The organism is Stenotrophomonas sp. YJH_SMC_80, from assembly GCF_059372495.1.
The window spans coordinates 397,681-422,609 of record NZ_JCAFVP010000001.1; the positions used below are offsets into that span (position 1 = coordinate 397,681).

Genomic DNA, 24,929 nt, shown 5'->3' on the forward strand with positions numbered 1-24,929 from the left:
GTCGATGAAGCATTTCCATTCCCCACGCCAGAACTCGCGCGGCTTCCGCGCGGCGGCGAACGGAGCGCGTCCATGAGCAGTCTGCGCGATGCGATGAGCCACGCAGCGCTGGGCTGGGTCAAGCCCGAGCTGGACGAGACCCTGCGCCAGGTGCGCAACGAAGTCGAGTACTACGCGGAAGACCCGACCGACGCCAGCCGCATGCGCATCTGCGCCGGCTACCTGCACCAGGTACAGGGCACCCTGCGCATGGTCGAGCTGTACGCCCCGGCCATGGTGGCCGAGGAGCTGGAACAGCTGGCCAATGCCATCGGCGCCGGTGGCGTGGCCGATCGGGATGAAGCCTGCGCGACCCTGATGCGTGGCAGCGTGCTGCTGCCCGATTACCTGGAGCGCCTGCAGAACGGTCACCGTGACATCCCGATCGTGCTGATGCCGCTGCTCAACGAGATCCGTGCCGCACGTGGCGAAGAAGGCGTGCATGACAGCGTGCTGCTGGCATTCGCACCGGACAGCGTCACCGCCACCGAGGCCGAGCTGGACCATGCCCGTGGCAGCCTGAGCGGGCGCAACCGCGAGCTGCTCGATACCGTGGGCAGTGCAGTGAAGGAAGAATTGCTGCGCATCAAGGATGCGCTGGACCTGCACCTGCGTACCGGCGGTGCGCCGGAGCAACTGCAGACCCAGGCCAACGAGCTCGGTGCGGTCGCCGATACGCTGGGCATGATGGGCCTGGGCGTGGCCCGCGGCGTGGTCGTGCAGCAACGTGATGCCCTGCGTGGCGTGGTCGAGGGCCGCCAGCAGATCGACGAAAACCTGCTGCTGGATATCGCCGGGGCGCTGCTCTACGTGGATGCGTCGCTGGATGACCAGGTCGCCCACCTGGGCGCCGGCGGCAGTGGCCAGGACGATCCGAGTGCAGTGGAGAACCGGCGCACGGTAGAGGTGCTGGCGCACGAGGCCATCGCCAACTTCGCCGCCGCGCGCGAGCACTTCGTCGCGTTCATTGAAACCAGCTGGAACCATGCCGAGCTGCACGACGTGCCGCGCCTGCTGGGCGATGTGTCAGGTGCGCTGCGCATGCTCGACCTGGGTACCGCCGCCGATTACCTGCGCGGTGTGCAGCAGTACATCGAAGCCGAGCTGATCGGTCGCCAGCGCGTGCCGAGTGGCCGCCAGCTGGACACGCTGGCCGACGCCATGGCCAGCCTGGAGTACTACCTGGAAGCCCTGCGCGACCGTCGTCCGGGTCGCGAGGACATCCTCGACATCACCCGCAGCAGCCTTGAGGCGCTGCGCTACTGGCCGTTGCCGGACCACGATGCGGCTGAGCCGGCAGCGTCCGTGCCGCAGTCGATCGAGCGTGAGCCGGTCGTGCTGCAGGGCGAGGCACTGCAGCCAGAGCACATCGAGATCCCGGTACAGTCGGCCGCGCCGGCACCCGGTGAGGTGCCGGTACCGCTGCCGGACTTCACCTTCGATCCGCCACCGGCCACGCCGTCGCCGGCAGCGGCGGACAACAGCTTGATGTTCGGTGGGCTGGGATCCGTCGCCTCCGCACCGCTGTCGCTGCGTGACGAGTCGGATGCACCGCTGGTCTTTGCCGCCTCCAGTGCACCTGCACCCGAGGTCCCACAATGGGATCTCGCACCGTTCCATCCTGAGGCCGATCCGCTTGCTCCAGCGGACGATGAGCGCAGTCCGACGTTTGCCAGCTTCGATCCGGTCAGTTTCGAACAGCTCGATGCAGGGCAGGGCGCCGCCGCCCATTGGACGCTGTCGGAGGCGGCTCTGCCAGTGCAGTCCGATGCGACAACCGGCCTGGACGTAGAGGACGCCGCCGACGCGTCGCTGTCCATCGAGACCGGCGCGCATGCCGCACCGGGGTTCGACCCGGTGGCCGCCGAACATGACGCGGTTTCTGCAAGTGACGACGTCGTGTTCCGTTTCGATGCCGATGCGCTGGACAATGCCGATGACGTGTTGTCGCTGCATGCGATGGAGGCATTGTCGCTGGAGGACGCTGCCGGGCTGCATCCGTCGCTGGAGAGCGTCGATGCCACTGCCCCTGCGGTGGTGGAAGAGAGCCCGGCTGCCGCAGAGCCGGACATCACCCCTGTGGATGTGCCGGTGGAAGCGCCCGCACCGCTTGCCGATGTGCCGGCAGCGGCGGTGTCGATGATCGACATCGACACCATCGCACCGATTGATTTCAGCGAAGCCGACGCGCAGTTCTTTGCCGAGCTGAGCGCTGCCGCCGCGGACTTCAATCCGCAGGCGACCCCGACGCCGGCCGATGCGGAAGCGCCAGTCGCCGTGGGCAGCGCGGAAGATGCAGACGCCGGCTTCGAGGCCGGCTTCGACGACGATGCCGAGAACATCGACGAGGACATCCGCGAGGTGTTCCTGGAAGAGTTCGACGACGAACTGGCCAACCTCGGAACGTTGCTGCCGGCATGGCGCATGCAGCCGGACAACATGGACCGTCTGCGTCCCATCCGCCGCATCTTCCATACGCTCAAGGGCAGTGGCCGACTGGTCGGTGCACGCACCCTGGGCGAATTCGCGTGGAAGATCGAGGGCATGCTCAACCGGGTGCTCGACGGCAGCCGCCCGGCGACGCCAGCCGTGCTGGCCATGGTCGACAACGCGCATGCCGCGCTGCCGCAGCTGAACGCCGCGTTGCGTCATGGCCAGCGGATCAGCGTGGACCTGCAGGCGATGCAGGCCATTGCCGATCGCGTCGGCGCGGGTGAGGACACCTATTACGTACCGCTGCCGGTTGCGGCCGCTCCCGCCGCACCGGTGGTCGAAGCCGATGGCGAGGACGAGATCAGCCGCATCCTCGAAGCCGAAGCAATGGCGTCGGTGCAGGCTGAAGCCGATGCGGACCCGGCGCCCGAAGCACTGGGCACGCCGGCCAACATCGACAGCGTGCTGCGCGAGATCCTGGAAGCCGAAGTGGAAGTCCATCAGGCGACCCTGCAGGACTGGCTGCGCTCGGCGCAGCAGGCGCCGCAGCCGGTCAGCGACGCGCTGCTGCGCGCGGTGCACACCATGAACGGCGCCTTCGCGATGACCGAAGTGCCGGAAATCACTGCCGTTACCGGCGGTGCCGAGTCCTATATCAAGCGCGCGCTGGCTGCAGACGTGGTGCCGGGCGACGAGGGCGTGGCTGCGCTGGATGCGACCGCGCAGGCGATCACCGCGACCATGGAAGCGCTGCAGGCCGAGCAGCCGCGCATCACGCCACAGGAAGCGCTGGTACAGCGCCTGCAGGCGCTCGCCGGTGAACTGCCGGAAGCGCGCTGGCCGATGGTCGGGCTGGAGGACGAGGATGAAGAGGGCATCGAGCTGGCGCCCGATGTCGGGCGGGCATCCGAAGCCGAAGCGCCGCTGGCCGGGCTGGACTCGCTGGACGAAACCAGCATGGCGTCCGCTTTCGATGTGGCGCCCGATCTCATTGCCGAGCCGCAGCCGCTTGCCGAAGATGCGCTGGAACCGGTTCCAGCTGCAACCGACCCGCAGACGCTGGACATCGCGGCCGACAGCGGCCTGGACGTGGGCGAGCTGACCGCCAGCGACGATCTTTCGCGTTACTTCGACGCCGGCTGGCCGTCGGTGCCGGGCGAAGGTGAACCTGCCGTGGCGGACACCGGCGCGATTGAATCGATCCAGCCGGTCGAGAGTGCGCCTGTTGTCGAAGTGGCCGAAGCAGATGCCGTGCCCACGATCGCGACGGTCGACGACGCTGATCTGACCATGGCCGACGATCTGTCGCCCTACCTCGACGCCAGTGCGCTGCCGGTGGATGACCGCGACGCGGAAGAGCGGCCGGTGCCTGCGGAAGTTGACACGATCGACCTGAATACGCCGTTGTCCTTTGATTCGGGCAGTGGCGATGACAGCGACATTGACGCCGCTGCTGCACTGCCACTCGACAGCGGGCTGTCGAGCCTGCAGGATGAAATGGCTGCGCCGGGTTTTGCAGAACCGGTCACGCTGGCAGCCGCGCTCGAGGCCGGCCTGCACGTGATCGAAGAAGAGCAGACCCTGGACGACGACGGGCAATGGCCCGTGCTCGGCCTCCAGGCCAGCGAACTCGCGCCGGGCGAGGCGGAAGCCTTTGCCGAGGATGCGGACGTCGGCGGGGAGGCGGCGGTCGGCGAAGGAGAGAGCGCCGATCAGCCGTCCCCGGCGACGGTGAACGAGGTGAGCGCTGCCGAAGCACTGCAGGCCACCGCCGAGCCGGTGCGGTTCTTCGAACTGGAAGAAGCGCCGGGGCAGGGCACGGCCAACACCGATGCCGAACCTGCCGAGGCCGACGCCGGAGAGCGGGCGCCGCTCCACGATGAAGCCTCCACCCTGGAAGACACCGCGGATGGCGCCGATGCGCTCGACTTCAGCGTGTACGACCGCGAACTGGTCGACATCTTCGTCGAGGAAGGCAAGGACCTGCTCGACCACTGCGATGGCCTGATCAGCGAGCTTCGCAATGCGCCGCAGGATCGCGAGGTGCTGGCCGGCCTGCAGCGTGACCTGCACACCCTGAAGGGGGGCGCACGCATGGCCGGCATCAATGCAATCGGCGACCTTGGCCACAGCATCGAATCCCTGCTGGAAGCCGTGGCGGCCGGCCGCACCGAGATCGAACGCCGCGACGTGCAGCTGCTGGAGCGCGGCTTCGACCGCCTGCACCAGCTGCTGACGCGGACCGGTGCCCACCGCGTGGTGGCGCCTGCACAGGATCTGGTGGAGGCCTTCGAGGTCCGGACCACCACCGATATCGCGGCGGCCGCTGCGGCCGCGCGTGCGGCCAGCGAGGCCGAGGCCGTGCCGGCACAGGCTGTGGGCCCGCTGACGACGCCGGCCGATGCCCCGCTGTCGGCACCACTGCCGGCCGAAGGCGTGGCCGACGAAGATCCGCTGGCGCGTCCGCAGCAGGAGCAGGTGCGGGTGCGCGCCGACCTGCTCGACCGCCTGGTCAACCATGCCGGTGAAGTGGCGATCTATCGCTCGCGTCTGGAACAGCAGCTGGGTGCCTTCCGTGGTGCCATGGCCGAACTGGAGCGCACCAATGCGCGACTGCGCGACCAGCTGCGCCGACTCGACCTGGAAACCGAGGCGCAGATCGTCGCCCGCTACCAGCGCGAGCAGGACCAGGCGGACCAGAAGTTCGATCCGCTGGAACTGGACCGTTTCTCCACCCTGCAGCAGCTCAGCCGTGCGCTGAACGAGTCCGCCGCCGACCTTGGCGGCCTGCAGGGCGTCCTGGACGATCTGTCGCGCCAGTACGACTCCCTGCTGCAGCAGCAGTCGCGCGTAAGCTCGGAACTGCAGGATGGCCTGATGCGCGCGCGCATGGTGCCGTTCGACGGTCTGGTGCCGCGCCTGCGCCGCGTGGTCCGCCAGTCCGGCATGGATACCGGCAAGCAGGTCCACCTGACCCTGGAAGGTACCCACGGCGAACTGGACCGCAACGTCCTCGACCGCATGGTCGCGCCGCTGGAACACATGCTGCGCAACTCCGTGGCCCATGGCCTGGAAGCGCCGGAACAGCGCCGCGCCGCCGGCAAGCCGGAGGAGGGCGAGATCGCCATCCGCCTGCACCGCGAAGGCTCGGAAATCGTGCTGGAAGTGGCCGACGACGGCGCCGGCCTGGACCGCGAGGCGATCCGCCGCCGCGCCATCGACCGTGGCCTGCTGGCTGCCGATGCGCAGCCGAACGAGCAGGAACTGGACAACCTGATCTTCGCCTCTGGTTTCACCACCGCTGACCAGGTCAGCCAGCTGGCCGGCCGTGGCGTGGGCATGGACGTGGTGCGCAACGAAGTGCGCCAGCTGGGCGGTTCGGTCGATATCCAGTCAGTGCGGGGCCAGGGCGTGCGCTTCACCCTGCGCCTGCCGCAGACGCTGGCGGTCACCCAGGCGGTGTTCGTGCAGATCGGCGAAACCACCTTTGCGGTGCCGGTCGCATCGGTCAGTGGCATCGGCCGCCTGTCGCGCGAGCGTTTCGAAGCGGCCGACAGCAGCTATCGCTACAGCGGCGAGGACTATCCGCTGTACGACCTCGGCAGCCTGGTCGGGCAGGCCCCGGCGCGTGCCGATGGCCAGGACCAGGTACCGCTGCTGCTGGTCCGTGCCGGTGACCTGCGTGCCGCCGTGGCGATCGACCAGGTGCTGGGCAACCGCGAAATCGTGGTCAAGCCGGTCGGCCTGCAGATCGCTTCGGTGCCGGGCATCTACGGTGCAACCATCACCGGCGATGGCCGCGTGGTGGTGATCCTGGACGTAGCGCCGCTGGTGCGCCGCTTCCTCGCCAACCCGACGCTGCCGGTGCTGGCCAACGCGCCACGCCAGGAGCGCCAGGTGCCGCTGGTGATGGTGGTGGACGATTCGCTGACCATGCGCAAGGTGACCGGGCGCATCCTCGAACGCCACAACTTCGAGGTCAGCGTCGCCCGCGACGGCGTGGAAGCACTGGAGCGCCTGGAAGAACGCGTGCCCGACCTGATGCTGCTGGACATCGAGATGCCGCGCATGGATGGTTACGAGCTGGCCACCGCGATGCGTGCCGACCCGCGCTACAAGGACGTGCCGATCGTGATGATCACCTCGCGCAGCGGCGACAAGCACCGCCAGCGCGCCTTCGAGATCGGCGTGCAGCGCTACCTGGGCAAGCCGTACCAGGAGCTGGACCTGATGCGTAACGTGTACGACCTGCTGGGGATCGCCCGTGTCCGTGAGTGAAGCCCAGGCGGCCCCGGCCGTCGCCCTGCTGGCCCGTCCTGGCGCGGCGCGCGAGCGCCTGCGCGAGGCGTTGTCGCATGCCGATGTGCAGCTGGTGCTGGAAGACGACCCCAACGGCCTGGAGCCGCAGCTGCTGCAGGACGCGCGTCCACAGTTCGTGGTGATCGCGCTGGAAGCGGCCATCGAGGATGCTCTGGAGCGGCTTGAAGCGGTGCTGTCCGCACCAGGCCTGACCCTGGTCTTCGACGAAGCCGAGCTGGCGGCGCGCCGTGATGGCTGGGAGGCACAGCGCTGGGGCCGCCATCTGGCCGCCAAGCTGCACGGCCACCAGCAGGTGCTGCCGCCGGGTGCGGAAGACGAACCCGCCCTGCAGCTGGAACCGGGTCACCCGGCACCGCCGCCGGCACCACGGGAAGAAGCGCTCCAGCCGCATCTGGACCAGGCATTAAGCTGGGCCGACGAGGTACCGGCGGACAGCCTGTATGCGCCACCGGCGCACCTGCACGAACCGATCGCGCTGGAGCAGGCACTGGCCGCGCTGCAGCCGGTGGTGCCGGAGCCGCTGGAGGCAGCGCCGATGCAGCCGGTTGCCACACCGGCAACGCCGCCGGTGTCCTTCGACCACACCGCGTGGTCACTGGTCGAGGACGTAGCAGACGCACCCGCAGCCACCGGGTACAGCGCCGCGATGGAAGCCCCGCTGCCGTCCTTCGATACCGATCACCTCAGCCTGGTGGACCTGGACACTGCGGCGCCTGCGGGCGCACGTGCCGGCTCGCTGCTGGTGCTGGCCGGCATTGGCGGCCCGGATGCGCTGCGCCGCCTGCTCGGTGCGCTGCCGTCGTCGCTGAGCGTGCCGGTGCTGGTGCACATGCGCCTGGACGGTGGCCGCTACGGCAACCTGGTCAAGCAGATGACGCGGGTGTCGCCGCTGCCGGTGCAGCTGGCCGAAGCCGGCCAGCGTGCAACACCCGGTGAAGTGCACGTGCTGGCCGATGACATCGGCGTGCAGGCCGCCAGCGACGGCCTGCATTTCGTCAGCGACGCGCAAGGCATTTCGATCGCCGGGCTGCCGGCCGACCACACTGCGCTGGTCCTGCTCAGCGGCGCCGACCTTGCGCATGTGGGTCCGGCGCTGGATCTGGCCGCCGCCGGTGCCTGGGTGGCCGGGCAGGTCGGCGAGGGCTGCTATGACCCTGCCGCAGCCACGGCGGTGGTCGCCGCTGGCATGGTGGCGGGTGAGCCACAGGAACTGGCGCAGGCCATCGCCTCGCGCTGGGGCGTGGAAGACGATAACGGAGAGGCACCATGAGCTATGCCAGCAATGACGAAATCCGCGGCGTCCTGATCCAGGCCGGCAACGAGCGCGTGCTGCTGCCCAATGCCACCGTGGCCGAAATGATGTCGCGGGTGCCGGTGCAGCCGGTTTCCGACGCCCCGCGCTGGCTGGTCGGCGAAATCGGCTGGCACGGCTGGCAGGTGCCGCTGGTGTCGTTCGCGCGCCTTTCCGGCCTGGGCGAGGAAGCCGTAGGCGGCCACAACAAGGTCGTCGTGCTGAAGGCCCTCAGCGGCAACGCGCAGCGCCCCTACTACGCGCTGCTGACGCAGAATTTCCCGCAGTTGATCTCGGTGCCGCGCGATGGCCTGCTGGCCGATGCTTCCGAGGAAACCCTGCCGCAGATCGTGCACATGCGCGTGCTGCTGGGTGAGCAGAGCGCGCTGCTGCCGAACCTGGATGCGCTGGAAGCCGCGCTGGATTCGCTGGCGGCCTGATCGGCAATCCGCCGGTCAGGTTCCCGGTAGTGCCGGCCGCTGGCCGGCAACCTCATGATCCCTTGGATGCCGGCCAGCGGCCGGCACTACCACCAATCAACCTTACCCCAGGTCGCCCAACCGCGCCTGCAATGCCGCGATCGCGGCCAGCCCGGCGGTCTCCGTGCGCAGGATGCGCGGCCCCAGCTGCAGGCCCTGGAATCCTGCCGCTGCCAGCTGATCCCGGTCGCGCGGCGACCAGCCGCCTTCCGGGCCGATCGCGATCACGATGCCGCCCGTCGGCGCCGCGTCGAGCGTCGACAGGCGATGGGCACCGTGCGGGTCCAGCGTCAGCCGCAGCGTATCGGCCGGCAGCGTCGCCGCCGCCTGCGCCAATGACACCGGCGAGCCCACCTGCGGAATGCGCGCGCGCCCGGACTGGCCGCAGGCCGAGGTCACCACGTTGTTCCAGTGCGCTACGCGCTTCTCCGCGCGCGCGGCATCCAGCTTCACTTCGGTGCGCTCGGCATTCACCGGAACGATGGCGCTCACGCCCAGCTCGGTGGCCTTCTGCAGGATCAGGTCCATCTTCTCGCCTCGGGCAATGCCCTGCAGCAGAGTGATCGCCAGCGGCGATTCGTTGTCCACCGCCTGCACCGCATCGATGCGCACCTGCACCTCGCGCTTGCCGGCGGCGGTCAGCGTGGCGCTGTAGTCGTGGCCATCGCCGTTGAACAGCACGCAGGTATCACCCTCGCGCAGGCGCATCACCCGCACCAGATGGTTGGCCGTCTCTTCCGGCAGGGTCACGGTCTGGCCGCTGTGCAGCGCCAGGTCGATGGGGCAGCGGGTCACGCGCATGCAATCGCCTCGTCAATCGCCGCCAGCGTGGTATGTGCCAGCAGCTCCAGTTGTTCGTCATCCACGCAGTAGGGTGGCATCCAGTACAGCACGTCGCCCAGCGGACGCAGCACCACGCCACGTTTCAGCGCAGCCTTGTAGGCGTGCAGGCCCAGTCGCAGCGCCGGATCGAACGGCGTGCGCTTGTTGCCATCCCGCGACAGCTCGAAGGCCACCACCATGCCGGCCTGGCGGACGTCGGCCACGTGCGGATGGTCGCTCAATGGCGCAGCCAGCGCGCCCATCACCGAGGCGATGCCACGGTTGCGGGCGATCACATCGTCGTCGCGGAAGATGTCCAGCGTCGCCAGCGCAGCCGCACAGGCCAGCGGGTTGCCGGTGTAACTGTGCGAATGCAGGAAGGCGCGCTCGCGCGAGTCATCAAGGAAGGCGTCGTACAGCGCCTGCGTGGCCAGCACCGCGGCAAGCGGCAGGAAGCCGCCGGTCAGGCCCTTGGACAGGCACATCAGGTCCGGCATCACCCCGGCCTGCTCGCAGGCGAACAGGGTGCCGGTGCGGCCGAAGCCGGTGGCGATCTCGTCGGCGATCATGAATGCGCCGTGCGCATCACACAGTTCGCGCACCCGCTGCAGGTACACCGGGTCATGCATGCGCATGCCGCCGGCGCACTGCAGGCGCGGTTCCAGGATCACTGCGCAGATCTCGCCGGGATGCTGGTCAAACAGGGTGGCCAGGCCATCAGCGGCCTGGCGTGCGCGATCAGCCGCACTCTGGCCCGGCTCGGCCAGGTAGGCATCGGGCGAGGGCGCGAACAGGCCTTCGGCCAGCAGCGGCGCGTAGACGCGGCGGTACAGCGGAATGTCCGCCATCGCCAGCGCTCCAAGGGTCTCGCCATGGTAGCCGTTCTCCAGCGCGATGAAGCGCGTGCGCCGTGGCTCGCCGCGGTTCTGGAAATACTGGAAGGCCATCTTCAGCGCGACTTCCACGCCGGCCGAGCCGTTGTCGGCGTAGAACACCTTGGCCAGCGGCTCGCGGCCGGGCTGGCGTGGCGCCAGCGCCAGCAGGCGCTCGGCCAGGGTGATCGCCGGCTCATGGCCGAAGCCAGCCAGCATCACCTGTTCCAGCTGCCCGGCCTGCGCCGCGATGGCGCCGCCGATGCGCGGCTCGGCATGGCCGAACAGATTGGTCCACCAGCTGCTGACGGCGTCCAGATAGCGGTTGCCGTCGTGATCGATCAGCCATGCGCCTTCACCACGGGCGATCGGCACCAGCGGCAGGGTATGCGGGTGCTCACGCATCTGCGTGCACGGGTGCCACAGCACCTGCAGGTCGCGTTGCCGCCAGTGCTGGGCCAGCGGGGAGGGGGGTGGGTCTGCTAGCATTTCGGGCTCATGAACATGTTGCTGCCTGCACATTCTATCGGCCCCGGCGCTGGCGCCGGCCGCCGCGGAGATTCCGCATGAACGATGACCGTGCCGGCCGGCGCTTGCCGATCATCCATCGGATCACCGATGAGGAGAACGGCCCCTTCCAGCGCCAGCACCTGGACCTGGAGTTCTCCAACGGTGAACGCCGCCGCTTCGAACGCCTGGTCAGCCGTGGCCATGGTGCGGTGGTGGTGGTGCCGATGCTCGACGACGAGACGGTGCTGCTGGTGCGTGAATACGCCGCCGGCATGCATCGCTATGAACTGGGCCTGGTCAAGGGCCGGATCGACGCCGGCGAAACCCCCGGGCAGGCCGCCGACCGCGAGCTGAAGGAAGAGGCCGGGTACGGTGCACGCCGGGTCGACGTGCTGCGCGCGATGACTCTGGCCCCCACCTACATGAGCCACCAGTCGTGGCTGGTGGTGGCACGCGACCTGTATCCGGAAAAGCTGGCCGGCGACGAGCCGGAAGAACTCGAGGTGGTGCCGTGGAAGCTGGCCGAACTGGACCAGCTGATGCTGCGCGAGGACTTCTCCGAGGGACGCTCGCTGGCGGCGCTGTTCATCGCTCGCCAGTGGCTGCAGGGAACGCGATGATCAAACTGACCACGGACCTGCGCGAGACCGCCATCGCCATCGCCCAGGAAGCCGGACAGGCCATCATGCAGGTGTACGCCGATGGCTTCGAGGTGCAGATCAAGGACGACGACAGCCCGGTCACCGCCGCCGACCTGGCCGCCAACCAGGTCATCGAACTGGGCCTGCGCCAGCTGACCCCGGACCTGCCGATCCTGTCGGAGGAATCGGCGCAGGTGCCGTGGGAGCACCGCCGCCACTGGGGCGCGTACTGGCTGGTGGATCCGCTTGACGGCACCCGCGAGTTCGTCAAGCGCAATGGCGAGTTCAGCGTCAACATCGCGCTGATCTACCAGGGCGCACCAGCGTTCGGCGTGGTGCTGGCCCCGGTCACCGGCATCGTCTGGCATGCCATGCGTGGCGAGCTGGCCTATCGCCGGCAGGGCCTGCACGATACCGTGCTGCGCACCCGCACGCCGGCCACCGCCCCGCTGCGCGTCGCCGCCAGCCGCTCGCACCGCTCAGCGGAAACCGAGGCGCTGCTGGCGCGCATGGGCCGCATCGAGACCATCGCGCAGGGCTCTTCGCTGAAATTCTGCCGGATCGCCGAGGGTGGCCTGGATGTCTATCCGCGGCTGGGCCCGACCTCCGAATGGGATACCGCCGCCGGCCAGTGCGTACTGCACGCCGCCGGCGGTGCGGTACTGTCGGCCGCGACCGGCAAGCCGTTCCGCTACAACCGCCGCGAAACCCTGTTGAACGGCGATTTCATTGCCCTTGGTGATACCAGCCTGCCGTGGCGCGACTGGTTGTCCGACTGACCCTGGAGGCCGCATGAGCGCGCACGACACCCCCACCACCGGCGGCGCCGCCGCCCACGAGCTGGAGCGCCTGCTGGCGATCATGGCGCGCCTGCGCGACCCGCAGGGCGGCTGCCCGTGGGATCTGGAGCAGAACTTCGCAACCATCGCGCCGTACACCATCGAGGAAGCCTACGAGGTGGCCGATGCGATCGACCGTGGCGATCTCGACGATCTCTGTGACGAGCTGGGCGACCTGCTGCTGCAGGTGGTGTTCCATGCGCGCATGGCCGAAGAGCAGGGGGCCTTTGCCTTCGCCGAGGTCGCACGCGCGATCAGCGACAAGATGCAGCGCCGTCACCCGCACGTGTTCGCCGACGTGAGCGTCGACGATGCCGACGGCGTGACGCGCAACTGGGATGCGATCAAGCGTGCCGAGCGTGCCGCCAAGGGCGAGCAGGACACCTCCGCGCTGGCCGGCATTTCGCGCGGGCTGCCGGAATGGCAGCGGGCGGTGAAGCTGCAGTCGCGTGCGGCCAAGGTCGGCTTCGACTGGCCCGGCCCGTTGCCGGTGCTGGACAAGGCGGCCGAGGAACTGCAGGAACTGCGCGAGGAGTTCGAGCGCGGCGATATCGCCGGCAACAAGGTGCGGCTGCAGGAAGAACTGGGCGACCTGCTGTTCGTCTGCGCCAACCTGGCCCGCCATGCCGACATCGACCTGGGTGCGGCGCTGCGCGGGGCCAACCACAAGTTCGAACGCCGCTTCCGCGCGATGGAAGCGCAGGCCGACGCGCAGGGTGGGGCGCTGGCTGCGATGGGCCTGGATGCGCAGGAAGCGCTGTGGCAGCACGCCAAGGCAGCAGAAAAAGCGTGAAGACGCTTGGCCTGTTCCTGCTGACCGCGCTGGCCGAGATCGTCGGCTGTTACCTGCCATGGTTGTGGCTGCGCAAGGGAGGCAGCGTCTGGCTGCTGCTGCCGGCCGCGGCCAGCCTGGCCCTGTTCGCGTGGCTGTTGACCCTGCACCCGACCGCCAGTGGGCGGGTCTATGCGGCCTACGGTGGCGTGTACATCGGCACCGCGCTGTTCTGGTTGTGGCTGGTCGACGGCATCCGCCCCAGCCGCTGGGACCTGCTGGGCGCTGCGCTGTGCCTGGGCGGCATGGCGGTGATCATGTTCGGGCCGCGCACCTCATCAGGGTAGCGCCGGGCCATGCGTGGCTGCGCCTCCTTCCGACCGCGCTGGCGCGCGCAAGCCGGGCATGGCTCGGCGCCACAAGGTCAGCGATGGTGCATGATGGCGACGCCCCTGGTTCCCGGAGCACGCGCATGTCCCGCTTCGCCAGCTTCCGCGAGTTCTATCCGTTCTACCTCAGCGAGCATCGCCACCCGGTATCGCGCCGGCTGCACTTCATCGGCAGCTGCGGGGTGTTGCTGCTGGTTGCGGCGGCAATCCTGCGCGGGCAAGCCATCCTCGTGCTGGCCGCCCTGGTCTGCGGTTACGGCTTCGCCTGGGTCGGTCACTTCTTTTTCGAGAAGAACCGCCCGGCGACATTCCAGCACCCGCTGTACTCGTTCATGGGCGACTGGGTGATGTTCGCCGACATCCTGCGCGGGCGCATGCCCTGGTAGCTCCGCTGTGAATGCGGCCTTCACGCGCTATGCTGGGGCCTGGACGTCATAGATAAGGAAAGCAAGATGTTCCCGACCATGTTCTTTACCGTGGTGCTGGCCTTCGTGGCCGTGGTGATCCTGTTCAAGGCGGTACGGATGGTGCCCCAGGGCTACGAGTGGACCGTCGAGCGCTTCGGGCGCTACACGCACACCATGACCCCCGGCCTGCACTTCCTGATTCCGATCGTGTACGGGGTCGGGCGCAAGGTGAACATGATGGAGCAGGTGCTGGATGTACCCAGCCAGGAAGTGATCACCAAGGACAACGCCGCCGTGCGCGTGGACGGCGTGGTGTTCTTCCAGGTCCTGGATGCCGCCAAGGCGGCCTATGAGGTGGCCAACCTGGAAGTGGCGATGATCGCCCTGGTGCAGACCAACATCCGTACCGTGATCGGTTCGATGGACCTGGATGAATCGCTCAGCCAGCGCGAGGTGATCAATGCCCAGCTGCTGAGCGTGGTCGACCATGCCACCAACCCGTGGGGCGTGAAGGTCAACCGCATCGAGATCCGCGACATCCAGCCGCCGCGCGACCTGCTGGATGCGATGGCGCGGCAGATGAAGGCCGAGCGCGAGAAGCGCGCGCAGATTCTAGAGGCAGAGGGTTCCCGCCAGTCGGAGATCCTGCGCGCCGATGGCGAAAAGCAGGCCACCGTGCTGGAGGCCGAAGGCCGTCGCGAAGCCGCGTTCCGCGATGCCGAGGCGCGCGAGCGCCTGGCCGAGGCCGAAGCGATGGCGACCAAGGTGGTGTCGGCGGCGATTGCCGAGGGCGACGTGCAGGCGATCAACTACTTTGTTGCGCAGAAGTACGTGGAAGCGTTCAAGGAGCTGGCCAGTTCGCCGAACCAGAAGCTGGTGCTGATGCCGATGGAGGCCAGTGGCGTGATCGGTTCGATCGCCGGCGTGGCCGAACTGGCGAAGCAGGCGCTGGCCAGCCAGGACAACAAGGCCGCCGGCAAGCGGCCGCCGCCGCTCGGAGGCTGACATGCGCTGGGAAGTCGTCGGTTGGGGCGCGCTGGCGCTGCTGCTGTTTGCCGCCGAGGCGTTGGCGCCCGGGGCGTTCATGCTGTGGATCGGCATTGGCGCGGCGGCGGTGTTCGTACTGGTTGCGGTGTTCAGCGGCATTCCATTGCTGTGGCAGGTCGTTGCCTTCGTCGTGCTGAGCGTTGTCTCGATCCAGTGCTACCGGCGCTGGGGCAAGGCAAGGGCGCGACCCAGCGATGCACCGTTGCTCAACCGCCGCGCCGAACAACTGGTCGGACGGGTGGTGCCGTTGCAGCAGGGTATCGTTGGTGGGCAGGGCCGGGTCAGCATCGACGACGCGTACTGGCAGGTCAGCGGCCCGGACCTGCAGGCCGGTGCCATGGTGCGGGTGGTAGCGGTGCAGGGCAGCACGCTGGTGGTCGAGTCTGCCGCAGGTAGAGTCGACTGATAGTCGACTGGCATGTGTTGGGTCGGGCGGGTTGGGTTCGCGGTACGCGCCGTAAACCCCGCTCTGCGGTCCGGCCCAGCCGCTGGCGGCTGCGCGTTCGGGCGCTTGCGAAGCAGTGCTTCGCAAGCAAAGCGCCCCCAGGGATGGGTTCACGGCGTGTCCCGATCGCCCATACCGCTCCGGCCAAGCCGTCGACTTCGCAGAGCCGATACGCTTTGGCTGTTGCCGTTGCCTGGCTTGTAAAAGGCGCCCACCGGCCGCAGGCCGGCCAAACACCCCCGCTGCGCTGCGGCGCGACCTGCGGGCGACCGATCTGGGATAATGGGGATTCTTGTTTCCTCTGCTGCCGGACCCGGTCATGACCCAGAAGACGCTGCTCAACGATACCCACCGCGCCCTTGGCGCCAAGATGGTCGATTTCGGGGGTTGGGACATGCCCATCCACTACGGCTCGCAGCTGGACGAGCACCACCTGGTGCGTCGCGAGTCGGGTGTGTTCGACGTCAGCCACATGACCGTGGTCGACCTGCGCGGTGACCAGGTCAGGCCGTTCCTGCGCCGCCTGCTGGCCAACTCGGTCGACAAGCTGAAGGTGCCGGGCAAGGCGCTGTACTCGTGCATGCTGAATCCGCACGGCGGCGTCATCGACGACCTGATCGTCTACTACCTGGGCGACGATTTCTTCCGCATGGTGGTCAACGCCTCCACCCGCGAAAAGGACCTGGCCTGGCTGCGCGAGCAGGCCGCGCCGTTCGGCGTCAGCGTCGAGCAGCGCCCGGACCTGGCCATCCTGGCCGTGCAGGGCCCGCAGGCGCGCGCGATCGTGATCGGCCTGGCCCGCGAATCCGAGCGCGAGGCGCTGACCAAGCTGGGCCGCTTCGCCGCCCTGCAGGTGCAGTCCGACGACGGCGTCGAGCTGTTCGTCGCCCGTACCGGTTACACCGGCGAAGACGGCTTCGAAATCCTGCTGCCGCAGGACGCGGTGGTCGCGTTCTGGAACCGCCTGCTGGCGGCGGGCGTGAAGCCGGCCGGTCTCGGCGCACGCGACACGTTGCGCCTGGAAGCCGGCATGAACCTGTATGGCCAGGACATGGACGAAGAGATCAGCCCGTACGAAGCGGCGCTGGACTGGACCGTGTCGCTGGACGAAGGCCGCGACTTCATCGGCCGCGACGTGCTGGAAGCGCAGAAGAACGCAGGCACCGCGCGCCAGATGATCGGCCTGGTGATGGACGAGAAGGGCGTGCTGCGCCACGGCCAGGCAGTGACCACGGCCAGCGGCCAGGGCGAGATCCTGTCCGGCACCTTCTCGCCGACCCTGGCCAAGGGCATCGCTTTTGCCCGCGTGCCCGCCGGTGAACTCGGCGAGGTCACCGTCGACATCCGCGGCCGGCAGGTGCCGGTGCGCGTGGTCAAGTTCCCGTTCGTGCGCGAAGGCCAGGCCCAGCCCGGCGTGCTCGCCGACGCCTGATCCGGACATGCCGGTCGTCACTGACAGCAGTGGCGGCCGGTTGGTTACACTAGCCCCGTTTTTTCCACCCCTGCATATCTCTGGAGCAGTCCCATGAGCGAGATCCCCGGCGACCTCAAGTTCCTCAAGTCCCATGAGTGGGCCCGTGTCGAAGGCAATGGCCGCGTCACCGTCGGTATTTCCGACCATGCCCAGGGCCTGCTGGGTGACCTGGTCTACGTCGAACTGCCGGAAGTCGGCGCCGACGCCAAGGCCGGCGAACAGATCGCCGTCGTCGAGTCGGTGAAGGCCGCCTCGGACGTCTACAGCCCGATCAGCGGCAAGGTTGTCGAGGTCAACTCGGCCCTGTCCGACAAGCCGGAAACCATCAACGAAGATGCCTACGGCGAAGGTTGGATGTTCGTGGTCGAACTGACCAACGCTGAAGAGGTCAACGAGCTGCTGGACCCGGACGCGTACGCCGAAGCCCTGGAGAACGACGACCACTGAGTCGTCGTTTACGGGTTCTGCAACGGCCACCTTCGGGTGGCCGTTTTTGTTTTGGCGAGTACGTCGGCTCATGACGCAGGGTTTGCTGCGCGCCCTCGACGCGGCATCAGCAGACCCGCGAACGGTACCGAGGGGCGTGCGCAGTTTTGCGCAAATCCGCGTTTCCGCCCCGCGCCGACGCGTCCGGATGTGAAAACTTTTCGCCCCCCGTTGCGGTGCCGTTGTGCTGGCGCTGGTGCCGGCGCCGGCCGGTGCCGGCGTTGCGTGCATGCAGCGGCCGCCAACATGCATGCATCTGCGCAGAGTGCCTATTTCAAGTGGTTTTTGTTCAACGCTTGCGTTGTTGTTGCTGCAGGCAACGCGCGTGCGTGGTGCTTTGTTGGTCGTCGAGGGCGGAGCGTCGCGACCGTGCAGGCAACACCGCGGATGGCGCGGATGTGAAAATTTTTCGCGGGGGTTGTTGACAGTAAAAAAAACCGTGATTAGGTTTCGCCTCAGCAGACCTTGCCTGCCAAACCGAGTGCGCAGAATCAATCGTCCGATGCGAAGCAGCCCCTTCAAGACCACCGCGACCCAGATGACGGTGGACATGGCCCCGCTTCCCCCGGAGAAATGCAAGGCACCTCCCGTTCCGATGCCCGCTCCGCCGATCGAGGCGGGCATTGCCGCATCCGTAACGGCGCGCTTGACGCGCCGGCGGTCCCCGCACGCAGCATCCGCGGGTTTGATCCACCTGGGCGTTTCAACTCCCTATCACTGACGAGGAGCCATCCCATGGCAACCAAGAAAGCTGCGAAGAAAAAGCCCGCCGCCAAGAAGGCGGTGAAGAAGGTCGCGAAGAAGGCCGCTGCCAAGAAGGCAGTGAAGAAGGTCGCGAAGAAGGCGACCGCCAAGAAGGCAGTGAAGAAGGCTGCGAAGAAGGTCGCCAAGAAGGCCACTGCGAAGAAGGCAGTGAAGAAGGCGGCGAAGAAGGTAGCCAAGAAGTCTCCTGCCAAGAAGACCGCGAAGAAGGCCGTCAAGAAGGTAGCCAAGAAGGCCACCAAGAAGACTGCCAAGAAGGCAACGGCCCGCAAGCCGGCCAAGAAGGTCGCGAAGAAGGCGACTGCCAAGAAGGCCGTCAAGAAGACCGCCAAGAAGGCAGTGAAGAAGACCGCGAAGAAGGCCACCAAGAAGGCTGCCCCGAAGAAGGCAGCGAAGAAGGTTGCCAAGCGCAAGCCGGCCGCCCGCAAGAAGAAGGCCGCTCCGGTCGCTCTGCCGGCAACCCCGGCGCCGCTGATCTAAGTACTTCCCGATAGCCGCATCCTGAAACCCCTTCCCTGGCTGCCCAGCGGGGAGGGGGTTTTTTTATGGGGCCATTGGTAGCGTCGAGCCATGCTCGACCGCCTTGCTGACGGTCGATGCTAGCGGTGCGGCGCCGGTGGAAAGCGCTCCACCAGGAAATCGATGAAGCTGCGCAGGCGGGTCGAGGGGTAGCGGTCGTGGGCGTAGACCACGTGCATCGGCCGCCCCGCGTGGCCGTGTTCGGGAAACAGCTGCACCAACCGCCCAGCCTCGACATCCGCGGCCAGAAGCAGTGCCGATTGCAGCACGATGCCCAGCCCATGCAGCGCCGCTGTACGCAGCGCTTCGCCGTTGTTGATCTGCAGCCGACCTGTGGGCACATGGCCGAGCCCGCCAGCATCGGCCTGCAGCCACTGCGCCAGCGCGCTGGGTTCGAAGGACAGGCATTGGTGCCGGGCAAGCGCCAGCAGGTCGGGGGGCGTACCGTGCCGGGCGAGGTATCCGGGCGAGGCGCACATCATCAAGCGATATGGTGCCAATGCACGCGCCACCAGCACGCTGCTGTCGGCCAGCGTGCCGATGCGCAGGGCTGCTTCGAAACCCTCCTCTGCGAGGTCGACCACGCGGTCGGTCAGCACCGCGTCGACACGCACGTCGGGGTAGCGCGCCATGTAATCGGCCAACGCCGGCACCAGCGCATGCGTGCCGAAGATCACCGGCGCGCTGATGCGCAGCGTGCCTGCGGGTGCAAGGTGCTGGTACTGGGCCTGAGCATCGGTTTCCTCCACCAGGCGCAGGATCTCCCGGCAGCGGGCGTAGTAGTCCTCGCCGAACGGCGTCATGTGCTGGCGCCGGGTGGTACGACTGAGCAACTGCATGCCCAGCCGCGCCTCCAACGCACGCAGGTGCTTGCCGGCCATCGTCGGGGAGATGGCCAGTGCTGCCGCCGCAGCGCTGAGGCTGCCCTTGTCCACGATCAGCACGTACACCTGCATGCTTTCCAGCAGGTTCATCTGACACTCCGGGTGTTGAATGCTGAAACTTTTGCGGAGTTTATCAATCACGGGTGATCAAACAGCATGCACTGCAGGGGCCGGATCCACCGGCCGTGCTGAAAGGAGAACACGATGGATTTGAATCTTGAGGGACGCACAGCGCTGGTCACCGGGGCGGGCAGTGGCATCGGTGCCGCTGTCGCCAGGCAACTGGCCGCGCAGGGCGTACGTGTTGCCATCTCGTCACGGCGACAGGCACCGCTGCAGGCGCTGGCGGCAGGGATCGAAGCGGCGGGCGCACCCGCGCCGATCATCCTGCTGGGCGATGTCACTGACGCCGGGGACGTGCGACGCATTGCTGACGCGTCGCTGGCGGCGTTGCAGCGGGTGGACATCCTGGTCAACGCGGCTGGCGGTTCGCGGCCAACGACCGTCGATGCAGCCGACACGATCTGGGAGGAGGCATTGGCGCTGAACTTCTCTGCCGCACGACGGCTGACCCAGGCACTGCTGCCGGCGATGCAGGCGCAGGGATGGGGGCGGGTGATCAACTTCAGCGGTTCGATGGAGCCCCGTTCGGTGAATGCCGCCACCGCGGCGAAGGCAGCGCTGCATCTGTGGAGCAAGGGGCTGTCGTCGGAGGTGGCCGGGCAGGGCATCACGGTGAATGCCATTGCGCCGGGTCGGATCAACAGCCCGCAGATCCTGGACCGCCTGCATCCCACCGAGGAAAGCCGACGCGCGTTCATCGCCAGTAACATCCCGATCGGACGCTTCGGTGAGCCGGAAGAAGTGGCGCCGCTGGTGGCATTCCTCGCCTCACCGCTGGCCGGTTACATCACCGGTGCGGTGATTCCGGTGGACGGCGGCATGCACTACTTCGCGCATTAGCGCTGCGTTTGTAGAGGCGAGCGTGGCTCGATTCCACAACAGCCAACAAAAAGGGCGGCCCGCAGGCCGCCCTTCATGCTCACGGTCGCGCCCGCCTGATCAGCGCGGCGACGCCACCGCGCGGTTGCTCGAAGCGCCCTTGCCCTTGCGCTTGTCCTGCTGCGCCGGGCTCGCGCCTTCGGCCATCAGGTTGTCGCTGCCGAAGTCGGTGTCCACATCCAGCCAGCGCTGTGCCGGCAGGCCGAGCGCGGAATCGAGCACGGTCGGCAGCAGGCCGCTGGGCAGGCCGCTCTCGCCATTCCACATGATGGCGATGCCGAGATCGCGTTCGGGGACCAGCGCGACCAGGCCGCGGTAGCCCTCTACGGCACCGGCATGGAACACCACGTCGTGGCCGGCGTAATCGAAGGTGCGCCAGCCCAGCGCGTAGCCGGCCGAGTGCAGGCGCTCGCGGCGCCAGCCCGAACGCATCTCGCCGGGGGTGTTGATCAGGCTCGAATGCAGGGTGGCCAGCAGCGGTGCCGGCAGCACATCGGGGCGATGGCCGGTGTGCGCCAGCAGCCACTGCGCCATGTCGCTGGCGCTGGCGTTGACGCCAGCCGCCGGGGCAACACGGTAGTAGGTCGGCTTCGGTGTCAGCGACACCCAGCCGTTGCGGCTGCGCACGTGCGGGCGCGCCCAGCGCGAGCTGGCCTGGATGCCGGCCAGGCCGAGGCTGGCATCGTTCATGCCCAGCGGCTTGAAGATGCGGCGCTCGACCGACTGCTCGTAGAAGCTGCCGGAGGCGGCATAGACGACGTCGCCGATCAGGCTGAAGGCCACGTTCTGGTAGGCGTAGCAGTCGCCCGGCAGGCACTTCAGGCTGGTGTTGGCCAGCTTCTGGGTCAGCGCGTAGTACTCGGCGTTTCCTTCGATGTCGCGGTCGTAGGCGTTGTAGGGCAGGCCGACGCGGTGGCTGAGCACATCGGCCACGGTCAGGCGGTCGGTGGCTTCGGGCGAGTTGAGGCGGAAGCCCGGCACGTAGTCGGTGACCTTGCTGTCCCAGCGCAGCGTGCCGTCGTTGACCAGCAGTCCGGCCATGGTGCCGGCGAAGGCCTTGGACAGCGAAGCCAGGCGGAACACGGTGTGGGCGTCGACCGGCAGCGGATTGTTGACGTCAGTGACGCCATAGCCGCGCGCGCTGAGGATGCGGCCGCCCTGCACGATGGCCACGGCCATGCCCGGCACGCGCTCGCCATAGGTGAGCTGCTGCGCCATCGATTCGATATTGGCGACGTTGAAGCCTGCGGCGGGCGCCTGCACCTGCGGCACCAGCCCGGTACGGTAGGCCGCCGGCTGGGTGTGGGCAACGGCGGTGGCCGCAGCGGACTCGATGTTGGCCGGCATCGGCGGCAACGGCGGCGGGGTCTGCGCGGTGGTGGACAAGGCAACAGGCATCAACATGCCCAGCAAACCGGTGGCCGCCGAACGGATCGGACGACGCAGGCTGTTCTTTTTCATCGGTGGGACCCGTGCGCGACTGCTGATGGCGATTCTAGCGCCGCTTTTCGTCTGTGCACAAACAAAGCGAAGATGAATGCGCATCTCGTTGAAAAAGTTGAGATTTTGACGCCTCGAAAGCGTGTATCGGAACGTGTCATCCGGACCCGGTCATGACACCGCGTTGCGGCCTTCAAACGGCTACCTGCTGGCGATGTTGCAGTGCATTGGATAACGTACGCGCTTCACCGCCCCGGAGCCTGCCATGCCGCTGTCCAACCGCCGTCATCTGGCGAGGGACGCCGCGTGAGCGCGGTACGAGGGAAAGGCCCGCTGCAGGGGCTGATGGCGGCACTGCGCGAGTCCCCGGCGCTGTGGTGGTCGTTCCTGTACTTCTTCTGCCTCCTCAGCGGCTACTACGTGTTGCGTCCGGTGCGTGAAGCCATGGCCGCCTCGGCGGACCTGGAAACGGTGTTCCCGCCCGTGCTGATTGCCTGGTTCGCCGGTCACGGCGTCGCGCTGAAGGACTTCGTCCTGCAGTTCCTGTTCTCCTGCGTGTTCGTGATCATGCTGGTGCTGCAGCCGGTGTACGGCTGGCTGGTCAGCCGCTTCCCGCGACGGGTGTTCCTGCCGGCGGTGTATGGGTTCTTCATCGTGACCCTGCTTGGCTTCTACATGATGTTCGACAGCGGCGTGCCTGGCCGCGGCATGGCTTTCTTCTTCTGGATCACCGTCTTCAACCTGTTCGCGGTGGCGGTGTTCTGGAGTTTCATGGCCGACGTGTTCTCCAACGCGCAGGCGCGGGCGTACTACGGCTACATCGGCGCGGCGGGCACCGTCGGTGCCTTCCTTGGTCCGGTCATCACCAGTGCGCTGGTGCAGCGTGTGGGCATCGCCAACCTGATGCTGGTGTCGGCCAGTTTCCTGGCGATCTGCTTGTTCTGCATCTGGCGCCTGCGGCACTGGGCGGTGCTGCGCGAGCAGGAGCAGCAGTTGGTGTCGGGTGAGAAGCCGATGGGCGGCAGCGTGCTGGATGGCCTGAAACTGATCGTGCGCGAGCCGTTGCTGCGCTGGCTGGCGATCATGGTGGTGTTCGGCGTGGGCGTGGGGACGCTGCTCTACAACCAGCAGGCTGCGATCGTGCGTGCGGCGTTCACTGACCCGGCGGCCAGTACCGCGTTCTTCTCGCGCATCGACCTGGCGGTGAACGCGCTGGCGCTGCTGATGCAGGTGGGCCTGACCCGCTGGCTGCTGTCGCGCCACGGCATCGCGCCGGCGCTGCTGATTCCCGGTTTCGCGATCCTGATCGGCTTCTCGGTGCTGGCAGCCTCGCCGATGCCGTTGATGGTCGCGGTGGTGCAGGTGATGACCCGCGCCAGCGAATTTGCACTGGCCAAGCCGGCGCGCGAGACCATCTACACGCGCGTGGACCGGCAGTGGCGCTACAAGGCCGGCGCAGCGATCGACACCGTGGTCTACCGCGGTGCGGACCTGAGCTTTGCCTGGGTGCACAAGGGCCTCTCATTGTTCGGCTCGCACGTGGTGTTCATCGGCGGCATGCTGGTGGCCGCGTGCATGACCGCAGCCGCGTTCGGTGTACTGCGCGAAGAAAAGAAACTGCCGCGCGACCGCTGATTTTCCGGGGTCAGATCCCTTTCCCACGGGGAAAGGGATCTGACCCGATTCTTCTTCCCTGTCCAAGGAACCGCGCATGTACTGGATCGCACTCGCCCTGACCTTGCTCGTCGCCCTGCTGCACGTTTATTTCCTGGTGCTGGAGATGTTCCTGTGGACCCGCCCGCTGGGCCTGAAGACCTTCCGCAACACGCCGGAGAAGGCGGAGACCACGCGGGTGCTGGCGGCCAACCAGGGCCTGTACAACGGCTTCCTGGCAGCAGGCATCGTGGTGGGGCTGGTGATCGGGCAGCCGGTGCTGGTGACGTTCTCGCTGGCCTGCGTGGTGGTGGCAGGGTGCTATGGCGCCTACAGCGTGAGCCGCCGCATTTTCATGATCCAGGCGGTGCCGGCGATCCTGGCGCTGGTGTTTCGCGCGCTGGCGTAGTTTCCAGCCAACGGCGCAGCCCCTCGTGGGTTGGTCGCGGAATGCGGGTCGTGGATCTGGCCGGGCGGATGGGCTGGGCAGGGGACGCCGTAAACCCGTCCCTGGGGGCTTGGCCGCGGCATCCATGCCGCGGACACCCCTGCCCAGCCCATCCGCCCGACCCCGGACAGTTTCCGTGTGCGGCCAGCCCACGGAGAAGAAAAAGAAGATCAAGAGCAACAGCGGGTCGCTGCGCTCGTGGGTTCTGCGCGCATGAAAAAAGCGGCCGAAGGGCCGCTTTTGCTTTTGTTCTTATTTTTTTTCTTGCGTGGGTGGACGCCACAGAGATCTGTCAGAGGCTGGGGGCGGTGGATTCGCGGGGGTGTCCGCGGCATGGATGCCGCGGCCAAGCCCCCAGGGACGGGTTCACGGCGTCCCCCTCGAATCCACCGCCCCCGGCCCCCACCGGAAACCAGCGCTTTCCGCGACCAACTGCCCACCCACGAGGGGCTGCGCCGTTCGCGGGAACACTACTTCGCCGGCGACATCCACATGTCGATGACCGCGCTGAACACCTCCGTCCCCGCGCGGTCGCGCACACTCACCGTCACCGGCAGTGCATAGCCCTCGGCAGCGGCCACGATCGGCTGGGCCGGCAATGCCACCGCCTGCAGCATGCCCCGTGCCTTGGCCAGGTACTGCACCTGCATCCCCTTCGGAATCCAGCGCATGCCCTTCGGCAGCGAGGCGTCGACCATCAGCCCGGCGGTCAGTTCGGCCAGGTTGCACATCGCGATCGCGTGCACCGTGCCGATGTGGTTGCGCACCCTGCGGCGGTCGGCCAGCCTGCCTTCGCAGCGGCCGTGTTCCAGGCGGGTGATGCGCGGCGCGATGCTGGCGAAGTAGGGCGCCTTGAAGCAGACCGCGCGCGAGAACAGCCAGGTGCCGGCAGGCCAGCGTTGCAGCCGGTGGTAGAGCGAGAGCAGAGGCGTGGACATGGTCGGTGTTCCGGTCG

Annotated in this window: 21 protein-coding genes; 16 read left to right on the plus strand and 5 right to left on the minus strand. The window is 67.6% G+C overall.

Annotated features, from left to right (window positions below):
- Window positions 1-72 precede the first annotated feature (72 nt).
- The 3 genes from AC5P99_RS01725 to AC5P99_RS01735 are packed head-to-tail and all read left to right on the plus strand — an operon-like array spanning window position 73 to window position 8,523.
- Window positions 73-6,750 (plus strand): Hpt domain-containing protein, encoded by a 6,678-nt coding sequence (locus AC5P99_RS01725; protein WP_088435942.1) that lies wholly within the window; start codon window positions 73-75, stop codon window positions 6,748-6,750.
- Window positions 6,737-8,062 carry a chemotaxis protein CheB gene (locus AC5P99_RS01730; RefSeq protein WP_088435941.1) on the plus strand — a complete coding sequence of 442 codons (1,326 nt, stop codon included), beginning with the start codon at window positions 6,737-6,739 and terminating at the stop codon, window positions 8,060-8,062. Before AC5P99_RS01725 ends, AC5P99_RS01730 begins: the two co-directional genes overlap by 14 nt.
- On the plus strand, window positions 8,059-8,523 hold the full coding sequence (locus AC5P99_RS01735) for a chemotaxis protein CheW (RefSeq protein WP_005410712.1): 465 nt from the start codon (window positions 8,059-8,061) through the stop codon (window positions 8,521-8,523). Before AC5P99_RS01730 ends, AC5P99_RS01735 begins: the two co-directional genes overlap by 4 nt.
- A gap of 102 nt (window positions 8,524-8,625) precedes the next feature.
- Here the strand turns inward: AC5P99_RS01735 and AC5P99_RS01740 are convergent, their stop codons facing one another.
- Both AC5P99_RS01740 and bioA read right to left on the minus strand, forming a co-directional pair.
- Window positions 8,626-9,363, minus strand: coding sequence for a 16S rRNA (uracil(1498)-N(3))-methyltransferase (locus AC5P99_RS01740; RefSeq protein ID WP_005414248.1), 738 nt, complete (start codon window positions 9,361-9,363; stop codon window positions 8,626-8,628).
- On the minus strand, window positions 9,354-10,745 hold the full coding sequence (gene bioA / locus AC5P99_RS01745; protein WP_495212829.1) for an adenosylmethionine--8-amino-7-oxononanoate transaminase: 1,392 nt from the start codon (window positions 10,743-10,745) through the stop codon (window positions 9,354-9,356). Before bioA ends, AC5P99_RS01740 begins: the two co-directional genes overlap by 10 nt.
- 77 nt (window positions 10,746-10,822) lie before the next feature.
- On the opposite strand from bioA, the gene nudE reads away from it, so the two are divergent.
- The 10 genes from nudE to AC5P99_RS01795 all read left to right on the plus strand — a co-directional run bounded on the left by nudE (window position 10,823) and on the right by AC5P99_RS01795 (window position 18,508).
- Window positions 10,823-11,386, plus strand: coding sequence for an ADP compounds hydrolase NudE (gene nudE / locus AC5P99_RS01750; protein WP_033833433.1), 564 nt, complete (start codon window positions 10,823-10,825; stop codon window positions 11,384-11,386).
- On the plus strand, window positions 11,383-12,186 hold the full coding sequence (gene cysQ / locus AC5P99_RS01755; RefSeq protein WP_033833432.1) for a 3'(2'),5'-bisphosphate nucleotidase CysQ: 804 nt from the start codon (window positions 11,383-11,385) through the stop codon (window positions 12,184-12,186). The genes nudE and cysQ overlap by 4 nt, the downstream gene beginning before the upstream one ends.
- 13 nt (window positions 12,187-12,199) lie before the next feature.
- Complete coding sequence (gene mazG, locus AC5P99_RS01760) at window positions 12,200-13,039, plus strand: nucleoside triphosphate pyrophosphohydrolase (RefSeq protein WP_285309830.1); 840 nt, start codon at window positions 12,200-12,202, stop codon at window positions 13,037-13,039.
- On the plus strand, window positions 13,036-13,365 hold the full coding sequence (locus tag AC5P99_RS01765) for a YnfA family protein (protein WP_169448253.1): 330 nt from the start codon (window positions 13,036-13,038) through the stop codon (window positions 13,363-13,365). Before mazG ends, AC5P99_RS01765 begins: the two co-directional genes overlap by 4 nt.
- Window positions 13,366-13,490: 125 nt before the next feature.
- Entirely contained in the window at window positions 13,491-13,793 is a 303-nt protein-coding gene (locus tag AC5P99_RS01770) for an Mpo1-like protein (RefSeq protein ID WP_033833429.1), read from the plus strand.
- Window positions 13,794-13,859: 66 nt separating this feature from the next.
- Window positions 13,860-14,819 (plus strand): SPFH domain-containing protein, encoded by a 960-nt coding sequence (locus AC5P99_RS01775; protein ID WP_005410704.1) that lies wholly within the window; start codon window positions 13,860-13,862, stop codon window positions 14,817-14,819.
- A 1-nt stretch (window position 14,820) separates the two neighbouring features.
- A complete protein-coding gene (locus tag AC5P99_RS01780) occupies window positions 14,821-15,267 on the plus strand; it encodes an NfeD family protein (protein WP_049448751.1) in 447 nt (148 codons plus the stop codon).
- 358 nt (window positions 15,268-15,625) lie between these two features.
- Window positions 15,626-16,738 (plus strand): glycine cleavage system aminomethyltransferase GcvT, encoded by a 1,113-nt coding sequence (gcvT, locus tag AC5P99_RS01785; protein WP_495212830.1) that lies wholly within the window; start codon window positions 15,626-15,628, stop codon window positions 16,736-16,738.
- 93 nt (window positions 16,739-16,831) lie between these two features.
- Window positions 16,832-17,227, plus strand: coding sequence for a glycine cleavage system protein GcvH (gene gcvH / locus AC5P99_RS01790; protein ID WP_005410701.1), 396 nt, complete (start codon window positions 16,832-16,834; stop codon window positions 17,225-17,227).
- A gap of 612 nt (window positions 17,228-17,839) precedes the next feature.
- On the plus strand, window positions 17,840-18,508 hold the full coding sequence (locus AC5P99_RS01795) for a hypothetical protein (RefSeq protein ID WP_012481035.1): 669 nt from the start codon (window positions 17,840-17,842) through the stop codon (window positions 18,506-18,508).
- A gap of 119 nt (window positions 18,509-18,627) precedes the next feature.
- Here AC5P99_RS01795 and AC5P99_RS01800 read toward each other — a convergent pair whose 3' ends face one another.
- Entirely contained in the window at window positions 18,628-19,521 is an 894-nt protein-coding gene (locus tag AC5P99_RS01800) for a LysR substrate-binding domain-containing protein (RefSeq protein WP_049459290.1), read from the minus strand.
- 114 nt (window positions 19,522-19,635) lie between these two features.
- On the opposite strand from AC5P99_RS01800, the gene AC5P99_RS01805 reads away from it, so the two are divergent.
- Window positions 19,636-20,394 carry an SDR family NAD(P)-dependent oxidoreductase gene (locus AC5P99_RS01805; RefSeq protein WP_012481034.1) on the plus strand — a complete coding sequence of 253 codons (759 nt, stop codon included), beginning with the start codon at window positions 19,636-19,638 and terminating at the stop codon, window positions 20,392-20,394.
- Window positions 20,395-20,493: 99 nt separating this feature from the next.
- On the opposite strand, the gene AC5P99_RS01810 is transcribed toward AC5P99_RS01805, so the two are convergent.
- A complete protein-coding gene (locus AC5P99_RS01810) occupies window positions 20,494-21,894 on the minus strand; it encodes a serine hydrolase domain-containing protein (RefSeq protein WP_495212831.1) in 1,401 nt (466 codons plus the stop codon).
- A 324-nt stretch (window positions 21,895-22,218) separates the two neighbouring features.
- Here AC5P99_RS01810 and AC5P99_RS01815 point away from each other — a divergent pair, with 324 nt between their 5' ends.
- Both AC5P99_RS01815 and AC5P99_RS01820 read left to right on the plus strand, forming a co-directional pair.
- Entirely contained in the window at window positions 22,219-23,508 is a 1,290-nt protein-coding gene (locus tag AC5P99_RS01815) for an NTP/NDP exchange transporter (protein ID WP_285311963.1), read from the plus strand.
- A gap of 76 nt (window positions 23,509-23,584) precedes the next feature.
- The gene (locus AC5P99_RS01820) at window positions 23,585-23,935 is read left to right on the plus strand and encodes a DUF1304 domain-containing protein (RefSeq protein WP_049448747.1); all 351 of its coding nucleotides are present in this window, start codon (window positions 23,585-23,587) and stop codon (window positions 23,933-23,935) included.
- Window positions 23,936-24,444: 509 nt separating this feature from the next.
- On the opposite strand, the gene AC5P99_RS01825 is transcribed toward AC5P99_RS01820, so the two are convergent.
- Window positions 24,445-24,912, minus strand: coding sequence for a hotdog fold domain-containing protein (locus AC5P99_RS01825; RefSeq protein WP_049451518.1), 468 nt, complete (start codon window positions 24,910-24,912; stop codon window positions 24,445-24,447).
- Window positions 24,913-24,929: the final 17 nt, after the last annotated feature.